At 25.4% G+C, this 22,497-nt stretch carries 23 protein-coding genes; 10 read left to right on the plus strand and 13 right to left on the minus strand.

The genetic code is table 11. The annotated features are described in order from the left end of the window. Positions 1-48 precede the first annotated feature (48 nt). The 4 genes from AZI32_RS13765 to AZI32_RS13780 form a co-directional block, all read right to left on the minus strand. A complete protein-coding gene (locus tag AZI32_RS13765) occupies positions 49-420 on the minus strand; it encodes a hypothetical protein (protein WP_061996379.1) in 372 nt (123 codons plus the stop codon). Between the two features lie 262 nt (positions 421-682). After that, positions 683-1,372: a SprT family zinc-dependent metalloprotease gene (locus AZI32_RS13770; RefSeq protein WP_061996380.1), complete on the minus strand. Its 690-nt coding sequence runs from the start codon at positions 1,370-1,372 to the stop codon at positions 683-685. A gap of 238 nt (positions 1,373-1,610) precedes the next feature. Further along, positions 1,611-2,222: a DUF3793 family protein gene (locus AZI32_RS13775; RefSeq protein ID WP_061996381.1), complete on the minus strand. Its 612-nt coding sequence runs from the start codon at positions 2,220-2,222 to the stop codon at positions 1,611-1,613. A gap of 94 nt (positions 2,223-2,316) precedes the next feature. Then, positions 2,317-2,739, minus strand: a complete 423-nt coding sequence (locus AZI32_RS13780; protein ID WP_061996382.1) for a flavodoxin — start codon at positions 2,737-2,739, stop codon at positions 2,317-2,319. 334 nt (positions 2,740-3,073) lie between these two features. On the opposite strand from AZI32_RS13780, the gene AZI32_RS13785 reads away from it, so the two are divergent. The 3 genes from AZI32_RS13785 to AZI32_RS13795 all read left to right on the plus strand — a co-directional run bounded on the left by AZI32_RS13785 (position 3,074) and on the right by AZI32_RS13795 (position 6,168). Beyond that, positions 3,074-3,943 (plus strand): hypothetical protein, encoded by an 870-nt coding sequence (locus AZI32_RS13785; protein ID WP_061996383.1) that lies wholly within the window; start codon positions 3,074-3,076, stop codon positions 3,941-3,943. A gap of 174 nt (positions 3,944-4,117) precedes the next feature. Then, entirely contained in the window at positions 4,118-4,606 is a 489-nt protein-coding gene (locus AZI32_RS13790) for a hypothetical protein (RefSeq protein WP_061996384.1), read from the plus strand. Between the two features lie 566 nt (positions 4,607-5,172). Further along, positions 5,173-6,168, plus strand: a complete 996-nt coding sequence (locus AZI32_RS13795) for a choloylglycine hydrolase family protein (RefSeq protein WP_061996385.1) — start codon at positions 5,173-5,175, stop codon at positions 6,166-6,168. Between the two features lie 242 nt (positions 6,169-6,410). On the opposite strand, the gene AZI32_RS18490 is transcribed toward AZI32_RS13795, so the two are convergent. Continuing rightward, entirely contained in the window at positions 6,411-6,578 is a 168-nt protein-coding gene (locus AZI32_RS18490) for a hypothetical protein (RefSeq protein WP_157450925.1), read from the minus strand. Between the two features lie 156 nt (positions 6,579-6,734). Between AZI32_RS18490 and AZI32_RS18850 the strand changes: the two genes are divergently transcribed. Then, complete coding sequence (locus AZI32_RS18850) at positions 6,735-8,219, plus strand: hypothetical protein (RefSeq protein WP_061996386.1); 1,485 nt, start codon at positions 6,735-6,737, stop codon at positions 8,217-8,219. A gap of 40 nt (positions 8,220-8,259) precedes the next feature. On the opposite strand, the gene AZI32_RS13805 is transcribed toward AZI32_RS18850, so the two are convergent. Then, positions 8,260-9,090, minus strand: coding sequence for an Mrp/NBP35 family ATP-binding protein (locus AZI32_RS13805; protein WP_061996387.1), 831 nt, complete (start codon positions 9,088-9,090; stop codon positions 8,260-8,262). A 458-nt stretch (positions 9,091-9,548) separates the two neighbouring features. Here AZI32_RS13805 and AZI32_RS13810 point away from each other — a divergent pair, with 458 nt between their 5' ends. The 6 genes from AZI32_RS13810 (at position 9,549) to AZI32_RS13835 (ending at position 15,565) form a co-directional block, all read left to right on the plus strand. Then, positions 9,549-10,415 carry a 50S ribosomal protein L11 methyltransferase gene (locus tag AZI32_RS13810; protein WP_061996388.1) on the plus strand — a complete coding sequence of 289 codons (867 nt, stop codon included), beginning with the start codon at positions 9,549-9,551 and terminating at the stop codon, positions 10,413-10,415. Positions 10,416-10,702: 287 nt separating this feature from the next. Further along, positions 10,703-11,272 carry a CD3072 family TudS-related putative desulfidase gene (locus AZI32_RS13815; protein WP_061996389.1) on the plus strand — a complete coding sequence of 190 codons (570 nt, stop codon included), beginning with the start codon at positions 10,703-10,705 and terminating at the stop codon, positions 11,270-11,272. Positions 11,273-11,284: 12 nt separating this feature from the next. After that, a complete protein-coding gene (locus AZI32_RS13820) occupies positions 11,285-12,367 on the plus strand; it encodes an ABC transporter ATP-binding protein (protein WP_061996390.1) in 1,083 nt (360 codons plus the stop codon). Beyond that, positions 12,357-13,250, plus strand: a complete 894-nt coding sequence (locus AZI32_RS13825; protein WP_061996391.1) for a sugar ABC transporter permease — start codon at positions 12,357-12,359, stop codon at positions 13,248-13,250. Before AZI32_RS13820 ends, AZI32_RS13825 begins: the two co-directional genes overlap by 11 nt. A gap of 10 nt (positions 13,251-13,260) precedes the next feature. Next, entirely contained in the window at positions 13,261-14,085 is an 825-nt protein-coding gene (locus tag AZI32_RS13830) for a carbohydrate ABC transporter permease (RefSeq protein WP_061996392.1), read from the plus strand. A gap of 118 nt (positions 14,086-14,203) precedes the next feature. Beyond that, positions 14,204-15,565, plus strand: a complete 1,362-nt coding sequence (locus tag AZI32_RS13835) for an ABC transporter substrate-binding protein (RefSeq protein WP_061996393.1) — start codon at positions 14,204-14,206, stop codon at positions 15,563-15,565. Between the two features lie 25 nt (positions 15,566-15,590). Here the strand turns inward: AZI32_RS13835 and AZI32_RS18755 are convergent, their stop codons facing one another. The 7 genes from AZI32_RS18755 to AZI32_RS13865 all read right to left on the minus strand — a co-directional run bounded on the left by AZI32_RS18755 (position 15,591) and on the right by AZI32_RS13865 (position 22,311). Next, positions 15,591-15,752, minus strand: coding sequence for a hypothetical protein (locus AZI32_RS18755; RefSeq protein ID WP_164474745.1), 162 nt, complete (start codon positions 15,750-15,752; stop codon positions 15,591-15,593). A 64-nt stretch (positions 15,753-15,816) separates the two neighbouring features. After that, complete coding sequence (locus AZI32_RS13840) at positions 15,817-16,251, minus strand: hypothetical protein (protein ID WP_061996394.1); 435 nt, start codon at positions 16,249-16,251, stop codon at positions 15,817-15,819. A 116-nt stretch (positions 16,252-16,367) separates the two neighbouring features. After that, positions 16,368-16,844, minus strand: a complete 477-nt coding sequence (locus AZI32_RS13845) for a methylated-DNA--[protein]-cysteine S-methyltransferase (RefSeq protein ID WP_206406643.1) — start codon at positions 16,842-16,844, stop codon at positions 16,368-16,370. A gap of 57 nt (positions 16,845-16,901) precedes the next feature. After that, positions 16,902-17,693 (minus strand): response regulator, encoded by a 792-nt coding sequence (locus tag AZI32_RS13850; RefSeq protein ID WP_061996395.1) that lies wholly within the window; start codon positions 17,691-17,693, stop codon positions 16,902-16,904. A 667-nt stretch (positions 17,694-18,360) separates the two neighbouring features. Then, positions 18,361-19,770, minus strand: a complete 1,410-nt coding sequence (locus AZI32_RS13855; protein WP_061996396.1) for a carbon starvation protein A — start codon at positions 19,768-19,770, stop codon at positions 18,361-18,363. 138 nt (positions 19,771-19,908) lie between these two features. Then, positions 19,909-20,637, minus strand: coding sequence for a LytTR family DNA-binding domain-containing protein (locus AZI32_RS13860; protein WP_061996397.1), 729 nt, complete (start codon positions 20,635-20,637; stop codon positions 19,909-19,911). A 15-nt stretch (positions 20,638-20,652) separates the two neighbouring features. Beyond that, a complete protein-coding gene (locus AZI32_RS13865; RefSeq protein ID WP_061996398.1) occupies positions 20,653-22,311 on the minus strand; it encodes a LytS/YhcK type 5TM receptor domain-containing protein in 1,659 nt (552 codons plus the stop codon). Positions 22,312-22,497 lie beyond the last annotated feature (186 nt).

Raw genomic sequence — 22,497 nt, forward strand, 5'->3', positions numbered from 1 at the left:
CTCATAGTTTTTTTGATATTATTATATCTAAAATTTAAATCTTTTGCACTAATTAGTTTTCAGACACACCCTAATAAGTTTTTCTTCTGTTTCTTTTTTTTCCTTATCTCTTTTCTTTTCTTCAAGTTCTTTTAATGCTCTTTTCTTTTCTTCTAATTTTTTCTTTCGTTCTTCTTCCTTCTTTATTTTTTTCTCTTCCTTTTGCTTTTCTCTTTCTATCTTCTCTTTTTCAAAATTAGTTAAATAATCATCTCCTATATTAGAGTTTATCTTTATGTTTTTTATATGAGTTTCATATGCCGATACCTGGCTACTAAATCTAATATAGGTGTACAAAGAAATTGATAAAATTATTATAGATAAAGCACAAGTGATTATAGAAAAATTTCTTTTTTTCTTTTTCTTTCTATTCTGCTTCAACAATATCCTCCTCACTCATAACTTTAAGTACCTTAACTTATTTTATAATTTATGGGGTTCCAAGTTGACTTTTTAAATTATTCATTTCGAAATTTGGATATCCAAAATAGTGACACATTATCTGAATCGCTTAAAATTCAACACTACATTTTGTATAAAAATATTTTTAAAGCTACTGAATAAATTTAAATTGGAGCTTGTTTCCCTATATACTTTTATATACGTAATAAATTTAAGTTAGTTAATAATCTTATTTTATAATTTAAAACAATTCTAACTTATATCCATTATCTTTAAGCCATAGCTCTTTTTCTTTATAATTGGGCATAATTTCTCTTACATAACACCAATATTTAGCAGAATGATTTTTATGAACAGTATGACATAGTTCATGTATAACTATATAATCAATGACATCTAACGGTGCCATTATACATTTCCAGTTGAATATTAAATCATTATTATATGTACAGCTTGCCCATCGTCTCTTTTGAGTTCTCACTTTTACTGACCCATAACTTAACTTTAATCTTTCTGAATGAATTTTAACCCTTTCTTCTATTAAATCTAAAGCTAATTTTCTATAAAATTTTTCTATCATATATTTTGTCTTATTTAAATCTTTACAATTTAAGATTATTTCTTTTTCTTCTATTCTTAAGTTGTTTTTTCCTTTTTTATCTAATATAATTTTCAATGTGTATAATTCTCCTAAATAAGGATATTTTTCTCCATCAACTCCATATTTTACTTCTCTATCTAACATACGTTGCCTATTTCTTTTAATTTTACCCTCTATCCAATTTAATTTTTTTTCTACTACTTCATAAATTGTTTTATCTGAAATACCATTTGGTACTAAAATTTTAATTTTATTATCTTCTTGTATCCTTATACATATACTTTTTCTTTCTCTATATATTATTTCTATATCTAATTCATCTATTTTCATAAAAAACCCTACCCTAATATTTTCTTTATTTTTATTTATTTGATTATACCTTAATTCATTATTATAGCATAAACTACTTTCTATTAAAAAAGATACCCATAGCTATTTTGCTATGGGTATCAATTTAAAACTGCACTTTAAAAATATTATATATTATTATAAGAAGGATTTGGATGTTATTGACTTATTTTGAGTTTTGAATTTATAATATTAGTAAAATATTCTTAAGATTTATATCTTAAGCTATTCCATCTAATATTTCTGTTAAAGACAAACCACTACAAACTTTATTTATTATTTCAAGCTTTGCTGCATCAAAATCTTCAAAAGTTTTCATAGCATAATGTTCATCTTTATACACTTTCCAATATCCGCATATTAAACATTCACTGTGTGGACTCTCTATGAATATTTTTACATCATCTAGTGGAAATCCTAAGAATAACCCTAGTTCATGCGGACAAGCATTTTTCTCATATCTTTTTTTTAATAAGGTTAATTTTTCATATAGGGTCATTTCTGACTTATACCCAAATTTTTTTAAATAAGTTTTTACTAGTTCATTTTCTAGTTTATTCTTTAGTAATTCTTCTTTATAAAAAAGTACTACTACCGCATCTTCCGTTTCTTTTAATTCGAAAGCTTTAAGTTTTAATCTTTCAAGCAATTCTTCTTTATAGTTTTTCCAATTATTTTTCATATTTTTATCATGATTACAAAGGGTAACTGTAGTTCCTGCCTTTAATTCTTTTATTGTAGGTGCTGCATTTAATACTATAACATTAACCATATATTCTACATCATCAAATTCTTTAATTTTATTTCTAAAATCCTTAATAGCTATATCCACTAGTACTCGCTCCTTTAATGTCATAATAAAAATAGTTTCATTTATTTGTTATATTTCAAAACCATAAAATATTTTTATAGTTTTAATATCACATTTATACTAATTTTTTTCCTAACTCAATACATTCTTCCTCACCTTTTGAGTCTGGTTCAGAATTTATAATTAAACCTTCATCTATTAAATTAGCACCATAACTTTCCATTCGCTCTACCCAATCTCTCATCCATTGGCCATCACCCCATCCAAAAGAGCCAAATAGAGCTATTTTTTTGCCTCCTACTTTATCCCTTATAGATTCTATAAAAGGCTCCATTTCACACTCTTCTAAAACTTCATTTCCCATAGATGGACATCCTAATGCTATAGTATCAAATTTTTCTATATCCTCTGTAGTTGCCTCACTAACATTTTTTATTAAAACCTTAGCTCCACTTTCCATAACACCTTGACCAATTAAATTTGCCATTTTTTCTGTGTTACCTGTACCACTCCAATATACTATTAATATGTCTTTCATAAAACTCTCTCCTCACCATTTCTAATTGATAATGATTTTCATTACTAATTTGACTTTATTATATCTCTACTTTTTTTACTTGTCAACAGTTTAATTGAAAATAATTATCATTTATTTTAACAATATATTTCTTAGTACTATTTTTAATATGAAAGACATATAATTTATTGATATATTTTGTGTATTCCTAAAATTTATTATAAATTTAATACTATTTATATTATGCCGTAAAATTTTTTTTTAATTCTTTTGTACTTTAATTTATTAACAAGGTTATAAAAATAAATTTATTTATATATTTTAAACTGAAAAAATTAGGAAAGGAGCTGTTATAATGAAATATTCTTTTAAAGATGTTTTCTTATCTATTTTATACAAAAATAATAATGAACAAATTCTTTCTTTATTACGAAGTCACAATAAAATTCTTGAAAAAACTAAATATGAGTCTATAACTAAATTAAATAGATTAAAATATATATGTCTTAATTCTAATAATTTAGATGAGGTATTTTCTAATGACTTAACATCTTTATGTTTAGATAAATCAATTGATGATAGTTTATTAGAAGATATTCATATGGCAAATATTAATTATCCATCAGATGATAAAATTATAGAACAGTTATTTATTAGCAATAAACTTATACAATGCATTGATAAAAATTGTATAATTTTTAATAAATATATTAATATAATTAAAGATTTAAAAAAATTTACAAAAGAAGCTAATGTGGATACTACTATACTAACTAGTCCTTTTTTTCAGTTTTCTAAGGACAAAAAGGGTTATCCTATGGCATTTATATGTCCTATTGATAAGAATTACTTTATAACAGGAAACTATAATTTCAAAATCTATGGTTTTTTTGGAAAATATGAAGATTTGTCGAAAAAAGGCGGTTACATGGAGCTTAATTTGAAGTATAATGAAATCATACCATCTTCCTTAGAGGTAAAAAATTTTTATTTAGGCAATAATTCTAATTCAGAGTTTGGCAATAAAGCTCTTATATATCTTATAGATAAACTTATTCCTGAGTTTAATAATTTATTTAAAAATACTAATAATAATATTAAACTTAAAGATAATTTTAAAACTAAAGTTATTTATGGTTGTAATACCAAAAAATCTAATTTAGAATTTTATAAAAAAAATGGTTTTACATTAAAGGAAGATAAATTTTATTTAAACCTGTATTAAGACATATAAAAATAGGTATCTTATTTCATATTATTAAAATATAAATCTATATTAGTTAAATATATTTTTTATTACACTGTATTTTAAATAAATTATATACTTAATAATTTTAGTTTTATTAATGATACCCACATTCATGTCTAATAGGTATTTTTCAAATAGGTGGTGTATATTATGACAAAATCTAATTTATTTATAAATATTGAATGTCATGCGTCTCAATTAAATAATGCGATTAATTATTTGTGTGATATTCTAGAAAACAATCTAAAAATTCCTTTAAATAATAAATTTAAAATTATTTCAACACTTACTGATTCTATATCAGCTCTTTTTCTAATTAATAAGGAGATTTCAACTAGATTTAAATCTAGATTCATAGAATCCCCCCTATTACTTAAATTAGAAAAAGATATTGATTATATAAAAACTTTATATCCATCATCTTTTAAACCTTTTATTAAAACCTATTCTTTAGAAGGCAGTTACTGTGGTGTATCAGTATCAATAACTACTAGATTAAGAAATTATTTGATAGAAGTTTTAAATAATAATGAATCTGAAAGTTTATGCGAAAAATATTGTATTTTATTAGAAAAGTATTTGACCCATCTTTATAACTATATCATTTTCATTTTTGCAGATGATTTAGTCTTAATGTAAATAAAAATATGGTATATTTGCAATTATTTATATAATTCTTAAAACTATAGTTAAACAAAAACTAAGTAAAAGTACAATCAATATATATAAGATTGTGCTTTTATTTAGTTTCATTTAAAATTTATTTGAAATCACATTCATTATTTATAGGGTTATAAATTAAATCTTAAATTAATATTTTATTGATATCTTTTCGATCTTACTAAAAAAATAACTCTTAACTAATTATAATTGTACCTATTTTTATCAACTGATAACAAAGATTTGATGAATAAACTTAAATTCAAGCTTATTTCACTATATAGGGTTCCAAGTTGACTCTTAAAATTATTCATTTCAAAACTTGAATACCTAAAATAGTGAGACATGCTCCGAATTACTTAGAATTCAATGCTGAATCTTGTATGAAAATATTTTAAGGTTATTGAATAAATTTAAATTGGAGCTTGTTTCCCTATAATTATGCTTAAGAAATCAAAATAAAGCAGCGTATAATACATTTAATAGGAACGTATACTACATTTAATAATATGTTATTGTCAATAAACTGTAGGAGGAATACAATTATGTGCACAAGTTTAACCTTTAAAACACAAGATGGAAATCATTTTTTAGCAAGGACTATGGATTTTTCACTTATATTAAATCCCAATGCAATTATGTATCCTAGAAAATATAAATGGAAACTATACCAGGATAAACACTCCATAGAAGTTAACTTTGCCTTTTTAGGAATAGGTCAAAAGTTCGACGGAAATTATTGTGCTTTTGCAGATGGAACTAATGAAAAAGGTTTTTCATGTGCCTCTCTATACTTTCCCGGATATGCAATCTACTCTGACAAAAAATCAACTTCTTTATTAAATATTGCACCTTATGAAGTAGTACCTTACTTATTAAGTAAATGTGAAACTGTAAAGGATGCTATAAAAGAAATAAAAAAAGTAAACTTAATGAACGTGACCTTAGAAGAAATGCAATTATTACCACCACTTCACTGGATTGTTGCTGATAAAAGTGGTAATTGCATAGTTATTGAGCCAACAGAAAATGGTTTAGTAATTAAAGAAAATCCTATTGGAGTTATGACAAACAGTCCTGAATTTAATTGGCATATGACTAATTTAAGAAATTATGTTGGCATTAACCCATTAAAAAAGAAAGAAGTTACTTTAGGCAATGTTACATTTAAACCACTTTCTCAAGGTTCTGGTACATTAGGATTACCTGGAGACTTTACATCACCATCTAGATTCGTTAAAACAGTATTTGCAAAATATGCAAGTACTGATTGTAAAGATGAAATAGAAGGCATTACAAATATTTTTCATATACTTGAAGGAGTAACCATCCCTAAAGGTAATGTTATTACAGAATATAATAAAATTGACTATACACAATATACCTCTTGTTTTAATTTAGATAAAGGAATACTCTATTATAAAACATATGATAATTCACAACTAATAGCAGTTTCATTATGTAATGAAAATTTAGATAGTAATGATATTAAGTCTTGGAATATGACATTTAAACAAAACATTAAGTTTTCTAATAATTAATTGATTCATTCAATTAATCATTTTTAATAGATAATATAGGGTTTAAAACCACCAATAAAACAAATAGTTTTTATTGGTGATTTTTATATTGATAATTTACAAATAAATAAATCAACTTAAGCCAACTATTGAAAATTTTATTTAAATAATAAAAATAGTGATAATAAGAATTTTACCTATCATCACTATTTATAGATATCTTTATTAAATATTGACTTATGTTAGTAAGTTATTTTTTAACTTTATTTCATTGATTTTTTTATATTCTTAATCATTATAGACATATCTTTTCCCATCTCCATAGAGAATTTTTTTATTTCTCTTTTAGTTTTAGCAGTTAATTTTTTCATTTTTTTCATATTAGGCATATTATTCATTCTACTTTTTCTACTTCTTCTTATTTTTTTCATTTTTATTCCTCCTAAAGTTTATTTTATATAACTAGTTTGCTCATTTTTTCAAATAAGAAACTAGTAAATTTTACTTATAATATAATTTTTATGTATCATAATAAAAAATGATTCATATTATATTAATGTATTAATATATCTAGGAGTGTTTAATTAATGTATGTTAGATATCCATATGAAAATAAATTTAAAGATTTAGATGATGGATTGAATTTGGAAGAAGCTAATTCTGATTTTTTTGTAACAGACAGACAAATCCCAAGACCACCTATAAATTTTCCAGGATTTAATCCTAATCAACCGCCTATAAATAATCCTAGTCAAAACAGTGGTCAACCATCTACACCACCACCTAATTTTACTCCACAAAAATCTAATTTTAAAAGTGGGGCACAAACTAAAGCAGTATCTCCAAACTCTATAAGACCTTGTATTTTTCAATTTGTTTATATTTGGCCACGTAATGGAAATGGATTTTGGGCTTGGTTAATAGGTGTTGATAGAACTTCTGCTTTTGGATTTAGATGGAATGGACGAAGATGGGTTTATTTTGGAATTGGTCTAAATAGAATAGATTCCTTTGAATGTCACGGTCGTTCATCTGAAGAAAACATATCTATTGATAATTCATTAAAGGATGAATTAGTTTTAAAACCACTTGATTTAGATTGTTATGATTTTTCTAGAGAATCTAACAAAAAAAATTATGACCAACCAGTAGGTCCTCCACCTAATTTTACACCTAAAAAAGCAAATCTTAATGAAAAGCAAAATAAATCAGTATCTTCTAGTTCATTAAGACCATGCTTATATCAATATGTATATTTATGGCTTTACAATGGAAATTCATTTTGGGCTTGGCTAACTAGAATTGATAAAAAAACAGCCTCTGGATACCGTTGGAAAAATGGTCGTTGGGTTTATTTTGGTATAGACTTAAATAGAATTGCTTATTTTGAATGCTTTCATAGGGAAACTAAAAACAATACTGGAACTAATATGACTTATGTTGAAAGTATAAATCAAATTTCTGACTTTATTTATGATAAAAAAATAGCACCAAATTCTTTTTCAATAATATATCCTTTCTTTAAAGGATTATCAAGTAAATCAGCTGAAGATTCTATAAACAATCTTATAGTTGATAAATATATGTCACTTATAAGACAAGAACTTTTTGTAGAAAAGAAAGTTGTGTATATGGATATTTATGGATCATATTCATTATCACTTCAAGTAGAAAATATAGCAAGTTTTATATTTTATCTTTACTCTTATGGATTTAATAATGAAGAAAGTATATCCTATGCTTCTTTAACTGTTAATTATGAAACTGGTAATTTAGTTGGATTAAAGGATTTATTTAATCTTAAATCAAACTATATTGAAAAACTAAATAGTTTATCTATTGCTTTTCTCCAAAAACAAAATCCTGAAAAAGCTAAATTATTTAAAGGTATAACAGAAAATCAAGAATTTTTCCTAACACCTAATTCCTTAGTTTTATATAACAGAAATGAGACTAATGATTCTACTCCAGATTATTTATCCGTTGATTTTATATTTATTCCATATAGTGATATAACCGATTTACTAACAGAAAAAGGTCCAATAAAAAAAATTATGGATTCTAATAAATAGAAAATAAGAGAACAAATTTTCAAAATTTGTTCTCTTATTTTTATTTGCAAAACTTTTCTATTTCATCTGTTATTTCATTTAAAGTTTCTTCCACTTTATCACCGTATTGTGTTACTTCACCATCAGATATTTTAGCTAAATCTAAAGTCATAGGCATTTCACCTAATAATTTAGTATGCATTCTATCTATGTACTCTTTAAAATCTTCATCTTTAAAGATTTTTATTTTAGTATTACAATCAGGACAAACTAAATAACTCATATTTTGTATTACACCTAAAACTTCAACATTCATTTTACGTGCCATATTTATTGATTTTGCTACTATCATAGAAACCATATCTTGAGGTGTTGTAACGACAACTACTCCATTTATTGGAATTGATTGCATAACAGTTAATGGTACATCCCCAGTTCCTGGAGGCATATCTATTATAAGATAATCTAATTCTCCCCAATAAACATCTGTCCAGAATTGTTTAACTGTAGCTGATACTGCTGGACCTCTTAAAATTACTGGCGACTCTTCATCATTTATTAAAAAGTTAATCGACATAACTTTTATATCTTCTTTTGATGTTACTGGTAATATACCTTGTTCTGATCCAAAAACTTCTGTTTCCTTTATATTTAAAAGTCTTGGAATACTTGGACCAGTAATATCTGCATCTAATACACCTACAGAATAACCTTTTTTTCTTAATGTTTTTGCTATCATAGTAGACATTGTAGATTTACCTACTCCACCTTTTCCACTCATAACAGCAATAACTTTTTTAACTTTATTATTAACATTATTTTCTATAGAACAACTTCCTTTTTCAGAAGTACATTTGCCTTTACTTGGACATGTATCGCAATTTGAAGACATATTATCCCCTCCTTATAATAACTCTCAATTTAACTTTATCATAATTTTATTAATAAATAAAATTTCATACCTAATAATCTAAGACTATATTACTTTTTAATCTTTAAATAATTTCCATCTACTAAAAATTACTTAATCTATCTAATTTTTTTAATTTTCTATTAAATAATTGATACATTTTTTACAATATAATTAAATATATATCTATTTTTATTGAAAACTAATATAAACTTATCTATAATAATACTAAAATAATTTTTTAAAATAATTTTTATTAATTTATTTTATACCTATTATATGTTAGATATTAGATAAATTTATTTACTACTTTAATAATTATTAATTATATTTTCTAACATTGTTCTTATTTTTTTGTTTTTAGTTAATAATAAAATTAGGATATATAATTAAGAAATTCTATATCTATACATTAGGTATACAAGGAGGAAATATATAATATGTTTAAACTTACTTTTAAATTTCCACTATCTAAAGCTGATGAAGCTACAGAAAAACTCTACATTCATGATATATATAATGTATTTTATGAAAGTCCTATAACTATAACAAAAACGGACTATGGATATGGTTATTATGAAAATGAAGATGAATTTGTTGATTTTAATATAGTTGTAGAAAGCGATGATATAGAAGAAGCTAGAAACCAAAAAAATCTTATAATGAATACACTTAAAGTTAATGAAATTAAAATAGAATCCATAAATAATGTAGAATTAAATGAAACTTTAGAACCTATAGATTTAAATAATGGTTGGGTCTTATGTTCACCTGAATATGAAGTTGAAGGAAAAAATAAAATTAATTTTATTCCTCAAGGTGCATTTGGAACTGGTTTACATGAAACAACTCAAGATTGTTTAAGATATATTTTAGATGAAGATTTTAAAAATAAATCTGTATTAGATATTGGTACTGGTTCTGGCATTCTTTCAATTGCTACTGCAATAAAAAAAGCCGAAACTGTAGTTGCTGTTGATATACGAGATGTTAATGAAGAAATTCAGCTAAATGCATCATTAAATGAACTTGATAATATAGATGTTTATGTTGGTAATATATTAGAAAATGAAATAACATTTAAAGATAAATTTGATTATATTATTATAAATATTGGTGGAGAAGAAACCCAAATGTTCATGGATTTTATAAATAATCATATAAAAAAAGGTGGTACTCTTTTAGTATCTGGGTTAGTTGAGTGGACATTTGACTTAGTTGCAGATAAGATTAAAGATTACGGATATACTTTAATTTCTAGTTGTCAAACAAATGAGTGGTGCACTGCATTACTAACTAAAATTTAAAATCAAGCTATAAAATAGAGTTTTAATCTCTATTTTATAGCTTATTTTATTTTAATAAATTTTTATTACCTCTTTAAAGCTTCTTTTCATATCCTACTTGCAAAATTTTAAATTCTACTTCTCACATTATTTTGAGTTTCTCAAATACATCAAAATTAGTTTTACTTTTATAACTTATAGATAAATTTAATAAAAGATAGTTCATTTATTTGTTTTGCATATTTGTAATTTTTTGTATATACATTATACTATAAGTGCATATAATTTAAAAAATTTTAGGAGATTTTATGGAAAATTTAAATAAAAACAAAAAAATTATAATAATTTGTCATTGTCTAATCAATACCAATTCCAAGGTTTATAATTTTGGAATTGTTAAAGAAGATTTTGAACAAAGAAAAAAAGATTTAATTAATTTATTTATAAATAATAATGTAGGAATAATTCAACTTCCCTGCCCTGAGCTAACTTGTTATGGTTGTAATAGATGGGGACATGTTAAAGAACAATTTGATACCCCTCATTTTAGAAAAACTTGCAAAAACTTATTAGAGACTTATGTTGATCAAATAGAAGATTACATAAAAAATGATTTTTCTATTTTAGGTGTAATTGGCATAAATGGAAGTCCTAGTTGTGGTGTTGATAAAACTTGTTCTGGCAAATGGTATGGTGAATTATCTTCTAATGAAAATTTATCAAATATGTTATCTTCATTAACTGTTGTAAATGAGGCCGGAGTATTTATTGAAGAGTTAATTTCAATTTTTGAAATTAAAAATATTAAGATTCCTATTCTTGGCTTAGATAGCATGAATATAAATGAAATTTTTAAGTTATTTGAATCTACAATTTAGAAAGGTGTTTATATGGATTTAAAAATAGAAAATCTTTCTGTAAAATTCAAGGATTTTACAGCAGTTAATAACCTTAATTTACATGTTAAATCTGGTGAACTTATAAGTTTTCTTGGGCCAAGTGGATGCGGTAAAAGTACAACTATTTTTACAATTTCAGGTATACATAAACCTTGCAATGGTTCAATTTATTTTAATGATAATATAATAAATGATTTAGTACCAGAAAAACGTAACATAGGAATGGTTTTTCAAAATTATTCTCTTTATCCACATATGAATATTTTTGATAACATAGCCTTTCCACTAAAGTTAAAAAAACAAAACAAAAAAGATATAAAAAACACTGTAATAAATATGGCTAAATTAGTTAAAATTGAAGAGTTGCTTAAAAGAAAACCATCACAACTCTCTGGTGGACAACAACAAAGAGTTGCTATTGCAAGAGCACTAGTAAAAAAACCTCAAATTTTACTCTTAGATGAACCTTTATCTAATTTAGATGCTAGACTACGTGTTGAAATGAGGGAGGAAATACGAAGACTTCAAAAGGATTTAAAAATAACTACAATCTTTGTAACTCATGACCAAGAGGAAGCATTAAGTATATCTGATAGAATAGTTATTTTAAAAGATGGCATTCTTCAACAATATGATTTATCTAATAAATTGTATTCAAATCCTAAAAATTTATTTGTAGCAAAATTTATTGGAAATCCTCCTATTAATATTTTAGATTGCCATATAGATAAACAAAATAATATTTTTAATATCTTAGGTACTAATTTAAAATTAAGTAACTTTATAGATTTAAGTAAAATTTCTAATAATATAACTAATTGCAAAGTTGGAATACGTCCTGAAGATTTTTTAATAAATGATTCAAATGGAGTTTTCAACGGAAAAATTGTAGATACTGAAAATATTGGAAAAGATTCTATATTAAAAATTAATATTAATAATTTTATAGTTAAAGTAGTAGTTCCTTATGATTCTATTAACAAAAATTTAGCAACTCTTTTAATTGGAGTTAAGCCAAATAAAATATTGTTTTTCAATCCTTCCACTGAGGAGACTATAAATTTTGAACAATAATAAAAGTTTTAAAAGTTTTTTTAAAGGACTACTATATATCTCTCCAGTATTAATAGTACTAATTGTTTTTAATATCTATCCTATATTAAAAACTTTTGATATGAGTTTTTATAGCAAATATAACTATCAAAAAAATTTAGTTTTTGAAAGAGGTATAGATAACTACATATATTTATTAAATGATGAAGATTTTTTTCTAGCAATAAAAAATACCTTTATATATGCTAGTTTAGTAATGCCAATTTCAATAATATTATCTTTATCTATAGCCATACTTTTAAATTCAAATATAAAATTAAAAAACTTTTTTAGAAGTATATACTTCCTACCCTTTGTTACATCTAGTATAGCTATTTCTATGGTGTGGAGATGGATTTTTCATGGTGATCATGGTCTATTAAATTATTTACTTTCTATGTTTAATATAGATCCTATTCACTGGCTTTCAGATCCTAGTAAATCCATGATTAGTTTAATAATTGTTAGTGTGTGGAGGAGTTTAGGCTATAATATAATAATATTTTTATCAGGACTTCAAAGCATTGATGAAAAATATAATATAGTTGGTAGAATCGATGGTGCTAATTTTTTTCAACGAGTTAAAAATATTACAATTCCACTTTTATCACCTACCCTATTTTTTGTGTGTATAATAACTTGTATAAATTCTTTCAAAGTTTTTGGAGAAGTTTTTGCTCTTTTTGATAAACAACCAGGTCCATTAAATAGTTGCTTAACAATGGTTTATTATATATACAATAAATTTTATAATCATTATCAGTATGGCATAGCATCAGCTGCTGCATTAGTACTATTTTTAATAATAGTTACTTTAAACACAATACAATTTAAAATTGGCAGAAAAAAAGTTAACTATGATTAGAGGTGATAAAATGAATAAATTTAGATTTTCAAAACTTTTTACTTATTTAATATTAGCTTTAGGCTGTGTTATAACCTTATTACCTTTTGTATGGATGTTAAGCACCTCATTAAAATCTCTTAATGAAGTCTTTATAATGCCACCGGAAATTATACCTAAAAATCCGAAGTTTTCTAACTATAAAGAAGTAGCAACGCAAATTCCAATTGTTACTTACTTTATTAATACTTTAATTATTACTTTCATTGTTACCATTGGAACTTTAATTACAACTATATTGGCTTCATTTGGGTTTTCTAAGATAGATTTTTGGGGTCGAGATATTATTTTTTCAATTATGATAGGAACAATGATGATTCCTGGTGAGCTTATGTTAATTCCTAATTACATTACAATAGTAAAGCTTGGTTGGATAAATACTTTTAAAGGTCTTACTGTACCTTGGATAATAAGTGTTTTTTCAGTATTTTTGTTAAGACAATTTTTCTTAACAATTCCAAATTCACTTTACTATGCAGCTAAATTAGATGGATGCAGTGATTTTAAGTATCTTTGGACAATAATGGTACCTATATCAAAACCTGCACTACTAACTATTGCACTTTTAAAAATAGTTAATAGTTGGAATGAATTTTTATGGCCTCTCATTGTCACTAATATACCAACAATGAGAACGTTACCAGTAGGTATAATGAATTTTACTTCCGAAGCAGGAGGTAATTATCATCTACTCATGGCCGCTACCACTATCGTCATAGTTCCTATATTAATAATATATTTTGTTCTTCAAAAATATGTTATTTCAGGCATAACTAAATCTGGTATAAAGGGTTAAAATTTTGACTTATACATAAAAATTATCACATGATAAAAGTATAAGTTAAAATTTGAAACCCTATAAAAATAATTAATTTAATAATATTAAATATAAACTATATAAAGGGGACAGACTTATGAAATTCAAAAAACTAACAGCACTTGTTACATCATGCATATTAACTTTAGGTTTAATTGGATGTGGTAATTCTGCTGAAACTTCAACAAATGTTAAGGAAACAGAATCTAAAATTGCAACTGAAATTAAAGATCCAGTTAGTATTGAATTTTGGCATGCAATGAATGGAGAAAACGAAAAAGTATTACAAGAAATTACAGAAAAATTCAACAAAAAAAATGATGGTAAAATAACAGTAAATTTAGTTTACCAAGGTCACTACAAAGAACTATTTTCTAAACTTGAAGGGGCATCAAAATCTAACCAACTACCTGCTCTATCTATGATATATCCAAATAGATTAACAGCTTATGTTATGAATGATTTAGTTGAAGATTTAAATCCATATATAGAAAATGAGAAAATAGGATTTTCTAAAGATAGTTGGAATGATATTCCTGAATTTTTAAGAGACAATGGTATGTGGAATGAAAAGCATTACTCATTACCTTTTAATAAATCTACCTATCTTTTATTCTATAATGAAGATTTACTTAAAGAAAAAAATGTTAAGGTTCCAACTAATTGGAATGAACTTAAGGATGCAGCTAAAACATTAACAGTTGATAAAGATAATGATGGTACTACTGATACTGTTGGGCTCGCATTAAATTCTTCTGTAGGTATAGACTCTAGTTTTTGGGTAGAGCAAGCTGGCGGACACCTTATAGATGAGGAAAATGATAAAATATTATTTAACTCTCAGGAAACTGCCGAAGCTTTCGATTTCTTAGCTGGAATGGTTAAAGATGGCTCTGCTAAAGTATGTACTGAAGAAAAATATATGACTGGACCTTTTGGTAGAGGGGAAGCTGCTATGGGTATATCATCAATTTCTGCATTACCTGATATAATAAAAACTTGTAGTGGAAATAATATAAACTTTAAAACTGCAGTATTGCCTGAAAACAAACAAAAGGCCGCTCTTTTTGCAGGTACAGATGTTACAATTTTTAACACTCCATCACCTGAGGAAAAACTTGCAGCATTTGAATTTATTAAATTCTTCATGGAAGAAGAAAATCAATTAACATGGGGTACAAAATCTGGATACTTACCACTTAGAAAATCTGTTTTAGAATCAAATGATTTTAAAAATTATGTAGAAAAAGAAAATCCAGCTAAAGGTGTAGCTGTTGAAGAGTTTGATTATGGCTACTGTGACCCTAAAGTACTAAATGGTTATTCTATACATGAAAATATGAATAAAGCACTACAACAAATTTTATTAGAAGAAAAAGACACAAAAGCTGCTTTAGATGAAGCTGAAACTAATACCAGAAAAGCATTAGATGAAGCTAAAAAATCTTTTGGTAATTAAAGATAAAAAATAGAAGGTTAATTTCTTAACCTTCTATTTCTTTGTTTTTCGAGGTGCTTTCCTTAACTTTTTCTAAATAATCAGTTTGATTTACTATATTTTCCTCAAATCTTTCAACAGCATTTTTAGTATAATTACCTATTGCCTCTATGTTTTTGTTTGTTTTATTATTTATTTTATTAGTCATAACCTTAATTCTCCTTGGAGTTATTTTATTTATTACTTATTCTTCTCCTATAACATAAAATTTATTACTCTTTATCTAAATCTTGTTCTTTTTCAATATCACTCCATCTTTTCTTAGGTTCTTCAAGTAATTTTGCTCTTTCTTTTTTTATGTTACTTCTTACAACTAAAACTATTCCTAAATCAATTAAAGCATATAGAGAATACTTTTTGCTATTTTTAGTACACTGTATTATTCGTTTTTGTACTTCATCAAGCTCCTTCTCATCTAAACTTTTATTTAAAACCGATGCTTCATAATAAACTTTTAGCTCATTTACTTCATTTGAATTCAAATACATGGAAAAACTAAAAAAGATTCCAAAGAGAATTATTATTACATATAATGCATTTTTAAAACCATTTTCACTTAATTTAAACTTTACTAAGCAGTCTTTTATTAATAGATAAACTAAAAATACAAATAAAATCACACCTAGAATTGTAATAAAAGTTAGCACTTACTACATCCCCTTTTTTACTTTATTTTATTTATTTGTATTATTATACTATTAAAGTTAAAAATTTGTTTACTTATTTAACTTTATTAACTATTTCTTTACATATACTTTATATATTATGCATTTTCTGTTTCATGTTTTAACAACCATTCTTTTTTATCTAATCCACCAGCATATCCAACTAATTTTCCACTCTTTCCTATAACTCTATGACAAGGTATTATTATCGGTATTTTATTTTTATTATTAGCATTCCCAACTGCTCTAACAGCTTTTTCATTGTTTATACTTATAGCAATATCTTTATAAGTTTTTACGGTTCCATAAGGAATATTTCTTAATTCTTCCCAAACACTTTTTTGAAATTCTGTTCCCTTTAAAGCTACTTTAACTTCAAAGTCTTTTCTCTTTCCAGTAAAGTATTCGTTTAACTCTGCAACACATTGATTTATTATAGGATTTAACCTATTACTTTTCAATTCTATTTCATCTATCTGATGAACAAATTTAATTTCAGTTATAGCTTCATTATCTGCATGTATTTTTAAAATTCCAATTGGTGAATTATAATAACAAAAATAAATATTTTCCATGATTTTCTCCTTATTAATATTGTATAAATTTTTATATTGATTTTATTTTAAGCATTTTTATCTATTTTTTATTTCTTTCACAACTTCTTTTATTTTTTCATTTAAAATATGAATTCTAATATTTGTCTTTAATTTTGATATAAATAAATTTTCATCAATTGGCTTACCTATTATATCATCAGCTCCAGAATTTAAAATACTAGATAAAATTTTTGAGTTTGTTAAAGAAGTTACTGCTATTATTATAGCCTTTCTATTATTAGTTCTTATTTTCTGTATTAAGTCTTTTCCAAATTCATTTTGCAAAACTATATCTATCAAATATAAATCGTATTTTTTTCCACTTTCAAATAATTCTTTACCAGAATTAAAATATTCAACATTATTTATTCCATATTTATTTAAAATATCTTTTTCTATCATCTTCTCTAAAGAATTATCATCAACTATAGCAAAATTTAATAACTTTAAATTTGCCATATAATCATCCTCTTTTAATATTTCTGATATTCGATTTATTATACCATCTTGTAGATTATCTTTTAAAATATAATCTGTAATTCCTAAATTAAATAGCTCTTTTTTTTCTTCATCTACATTATTACTACTAACTACTATTATAGGAACTTCATTTTTATCACTTATATTTACTCTTTTTAAAAATTCTTCAATAGTCCCTTCTCTACCAATTGAAGATGTAATTATTAAATCTATATCATTGTCCTTTAGTATATTATATCCATCATAAAAATTATCTGTGGCTAAATAACTATATCCCTTTTCTATTAAACTCTGTTTAATTATTTTACAAAAAAATTCACTTTGCTCAATATGAAGAATCTTATACATATTTCTCCTCCTACTTTAATTATAAAATATACGTTTACATTTCCCTTTAATTCTAAGGTTCTAATCATGTAAGTAAAATCAATCCACTCTATTCTACTAAAATATCTTTTTTCTTTGTTATAGGGTTTCAAACTGAATTTTTGATTCATTCGCTTACCTAAGATATTTTTTAATGGTACATAGAACTTTAAGTTAGTTATGATTTTTAGTTGTGACTTAGAAATTCTTATAAGATTTTTTTACATTTTTAGGACCGAAACCCAAGGACGGGTTTCGCGACTGCCTAGACAGGACGTCGATTCAGCCGTTTAGTCCCAAAAATTTTAAAAAAGATTATTAGAATTTCTCGAAATAACTAACTGAATGACGGTTTAAAGTTATATTTACCATTTTTTCTAACAATAAATTCCTTACATAATTTTAGCTATCAACTTGGAACCCTATATTACTACATTATTTAATAATAAAAATTCTAAATACAAGATTACCTTTATATAAATATTCGTTATTTAAATATATAAATTTCTGCAAATGTAATATACTGACGATTATATGTAATATAAATTTTTATAAATATAAAAAAAAGTGCTTCTTTAAACCAATTTTATCATTTAAAGAAACACTTTTTACTCTTTGTATAATAAGTTTATTTTATTTTTACATTTAATTAAGCCTTAATTTCCTTGTCTTTTTTCTTTGTATATCTCATAAAAATTATGAACAAGATTAATGCAAATACTACTCCTATTATGTTTGATACCATTGCATTTAATCTTAACCCTTCTGGTGCTTGTAATATATATGCACTAGTTACTGCAGACATAAATACCGCTGGTATTGCACAAAGCCAATAATTTTTTCCTGATTGAACTAAATATGCCGCTGATGCCCATAACATTATCATTGCAAGAGTTTGGTTCGCCCAAGAGAAGTATCTCCATATTACTGTAAAGTCTATCATAGTAAGACCTATTCCAACTACAAACAATGGGATAGCTATTTTAAATCTATTAGCTATTTTATCTTGCTTCATTCCCATAGAATCTGCAATTGTTAATCTAGCACTTCTAAATGCTGTATCGCCTGAAGATATAGGACAAGCTACAACTCCTAAAATTGCTAATATTGCTCCAACCTTACCCATTAAAGTGTTAGATATTGTATTTACAACTCCTGCTGGTCCTCCGTTTGCTATAGCATCTTGTAATCCTTCAGTTCCTCCAAAGAATGACATTGCTGCCGCTGCCCATATAAGTGCTATAACACCTTCAGCTATCATTGCACCATAAAATACTTTTCTAGCTTCGCTTTCTCTTTTTACACATCTAGCCATTATTGGTGATTGTGTTGCATGGAAACCTGATATAGCTCCACATGCTATTGTTATAAATAAGTAAGGAAATATAGGTGTTCCTTTTGGATGGAAATTAGCTAATGTAACCTCTGGTATGTTATAACCACCAATTACTATTCCAACTCCAATACCTACTGCCATTATAAGCAATGTTGCTCCAAATAAAGGATATATTTTTCCTATTATTTTGTCTACTGGAAGTACTGTTGCTGCTATATAATAAATTATTATTATTCCTATTAAAATTCTTCTATCTATTCCAGTTAAAGTTTTCAATAAATCTGCTGGTCCTGTTAAAAACACCACACCTACTAAAATTAATAAAACAACTGAAAATACTATCATTATTTTTCTTGGACCTTCTCCCAAATACTTACCTACAAGTTCTGAAACTGAAGCTCCACCATTTCTCATTGAAAGCACGCCTGTAAAATAATCATGAACTGCACCTGCAAAAATACAACCAAAAACAATCCATAAAAATGCTGCTGGACCCCATAATGCTCCTGAAATAGCTCCAAATATTGGTCCTAAACCTGCTATATTTAAAAATTGGATTAAGAAAATTTTTGGCCAACTCATTGGCACATAGTCAACTCCGTCTTGTAAAGTTTCTGCAGGAGTTGCATTTTTGTTATCAATTCCAAATGTCTTGTCTACAAATTTTCCATAAGTAAAATATCCGACTATTAACAATATTAATGATGCTAAAAACGAAATCATTTTATCATCTCCCCCAAAATATTTATTATTATTGCACCTTTATTGTATGCAATTTTCCCTCAATTCAAAACATAATGGGAATGAGATGCTTAATTTTGGCATGAAATGCAATATTCCTACACGAATAGACATAAACCTTTACATATTAATTAACTTTCTAAAATTTTTTATATTTTGCCTACTTACAGGAACCTCTTTGCCTATATCCTTTAATTTTAATACATATGTACAATTAAACCATGGAATGACCTCTTTTACCTTATCTAAATTAACTATATAAGATCTATGACATTTATAAAATTTTTCTTTATTTAACTTTTCCATAATGTCAGAAATCTTATTTTTAGATATAAACTCCCCATTTTTAGTAAATACCTTTACAACTTTACCATGAGCTTCTATATAATAAATTTCATCTGCATCTATCAAATACATTTTTCCTTGATCTATAATTGTTATTTTCTCTATAACTGTGTTTATATTATCACTGTCTTTAATATCAGTCTTTTCATTACTACTTTTTAATCGTTTTAAGCAAGATAAAATTCTCTCCTCTGAATAAGGTTTTAAAAGATAATCAAAAGCATGAATCTCAAAAGCTTCAACTGCATATTCTTTATATGCTGTTATAAATATTATTTTAATTTTATTATTTATTCTATTTAGTAGTTTTGCTACGCCCACTCCATTTAGTCCTGGCATATTTATATCTAAAAAAGCAACATCTATATGTTCATTTTCCATAAATTTAAGTACATCTAATCCATTTTCAAATTCTTTAACAACCTCTAGATTACTAAATTCAGTTATAAAATATTTTAATTCTTCTCTTGATGGAAACTCATCATCTGCTATTATACATCTCATAATATCACCTAACCTTTAATTTATAATAAAACTTATTCTTGTTCCTTTTTTTAATCTTTCAATTTCAAGTCCTTTCCCATATATAAGTTTTACTCTACTATGAACATTGTATAGACCGATTTTATTTTCATCCACTTTATCATTATATATTTGATTTACTATATTATTATCTATACCACAGCCGTCATCTTCTATTATAACTTTAAAGCCATTATGTACTTTCTTAACTTCTATCCATACATTTTTTCCAAAAACATCTTCTAAAATCCCATGCTTTATAGCATTTTCAACTAATGGTTGTATAATCAAAGTTGGAACTTTTGCTTTTTTAGCTTCTTCATCAATATCATAATGAACTTCTATTTTATCTCCAAATCTGCATTTTTCAATATAAACATAAGCCTTAACATGTTCCATTTCTTCATCTAGTTCTACTAAATTTTCCTTAAACTCAATATTATATCTTAAATAATTTGAAAGGTTTATTATTAATTCTCTAGCTTTACTCGGATTTATTCTTATAAAAGATGTTATAGTATTCAATGCATTAAATAAAAAGTGAGGATTTATTTGCGCTTGTAGTGCTTTTATTTCAGCTTTTTTAGCCATATCTTCAAGTTTTTTTATATTTCCAAGCTGTATTTGAGTAGATATCAAATTACTAAGACCTAAAATCAAGTATTTTTTCCCTTCTGTTACTTTACTATCCTTATTAAAATAGACTTTTAAAACCCCTATTACTTCTTTATCATAATTTAGTGGAGTTATGATACCGGATTTTATTTCTATACCATCAATACAATTATAGCCTATCTCCTCTTCTTTATCAGATATAATCACTGTTTCTCCTGTATTTATAGCTCTTTTAGTATATTCTCCAACTATTTCTTTGCTTTTTATATTTAATTTATTGTTTTTAGCGCTATAAGCTAATATATGTTCTTTTCCTGTTATTATTGCGACCTCTCCACCTACTCCCACTCTTATAATTTCACAAACTTTTTCTAATGATGCTTCATTTAAATCTTTAAAATATGGAAGAGTTTTATTAGCAATTTCAAGTGCTAATTTAGCTTGTTCTCCTGCTACTTTTTCTTTTTCTTTAAATATATTATCAATTATACCTATAACCAATACAACGCCCAGTCCATTTATAACCACCATTGGAATATAAATTGAGCTTATGATTTCACTTCCTGTTGAAACCATTATTCTAATTAAAATCATACTAAAACTTTCAATTACTACAGCACAAAAGCAACCAAACACATATTTACCATTTGTGTTAACTAATTTATATAAATACCCTGGCATAATACCAGCTACTATTGTGCTTATAGCACATGGAATTGCAGTTGTAGCACCAACCCCTGAAATAATTCTATGAAAACTAGCAACTAGCCCTGCTATTCCCCCAACTAACGGTCCACAAACTATAGATGCTACTATAATACCAACATTTCTTATATTAACTATAGCACCATAATAGTCCACTCCAAAATAAGTACCAACAATCCCCAAGCCTGAAAAAATAGCTGATAATATAACTATGTCTTTAATGGTATATTTACTATTGTCTAAAGCTTTTTTAAAGGTTTTACTTTTTGAAATTGTAAAAGCAATTAAAATAACATATCCTAAATTGCTCATAAGTGTATTTGTTAATGTCCACATAATACTTCCTTTCTTTAAATACTTTATACAAATTATATATTAGTGTTAGTATTTAACAAATTAAAGATTAATACTCTAATATTAATAAAAAAATAACAAGTCAATATTTAAAAATTTTTATAAAGGATAACTATTTAAAGACTCCCCAATTTTTAAATATAAACTTGCTCTATTAAAATTATCAAT

It is taken from the genome of Clostridium sp. ATCC 25772, assembly GCF_001573875.1.
In the GTDB taxonomy this organism is placed as follows: domain Bacteria; phylum Bacillota; class Clostridia; order Clostridiales; family Clostridiaceae; genus Clostridium_J; species Clostridium_J senegalense.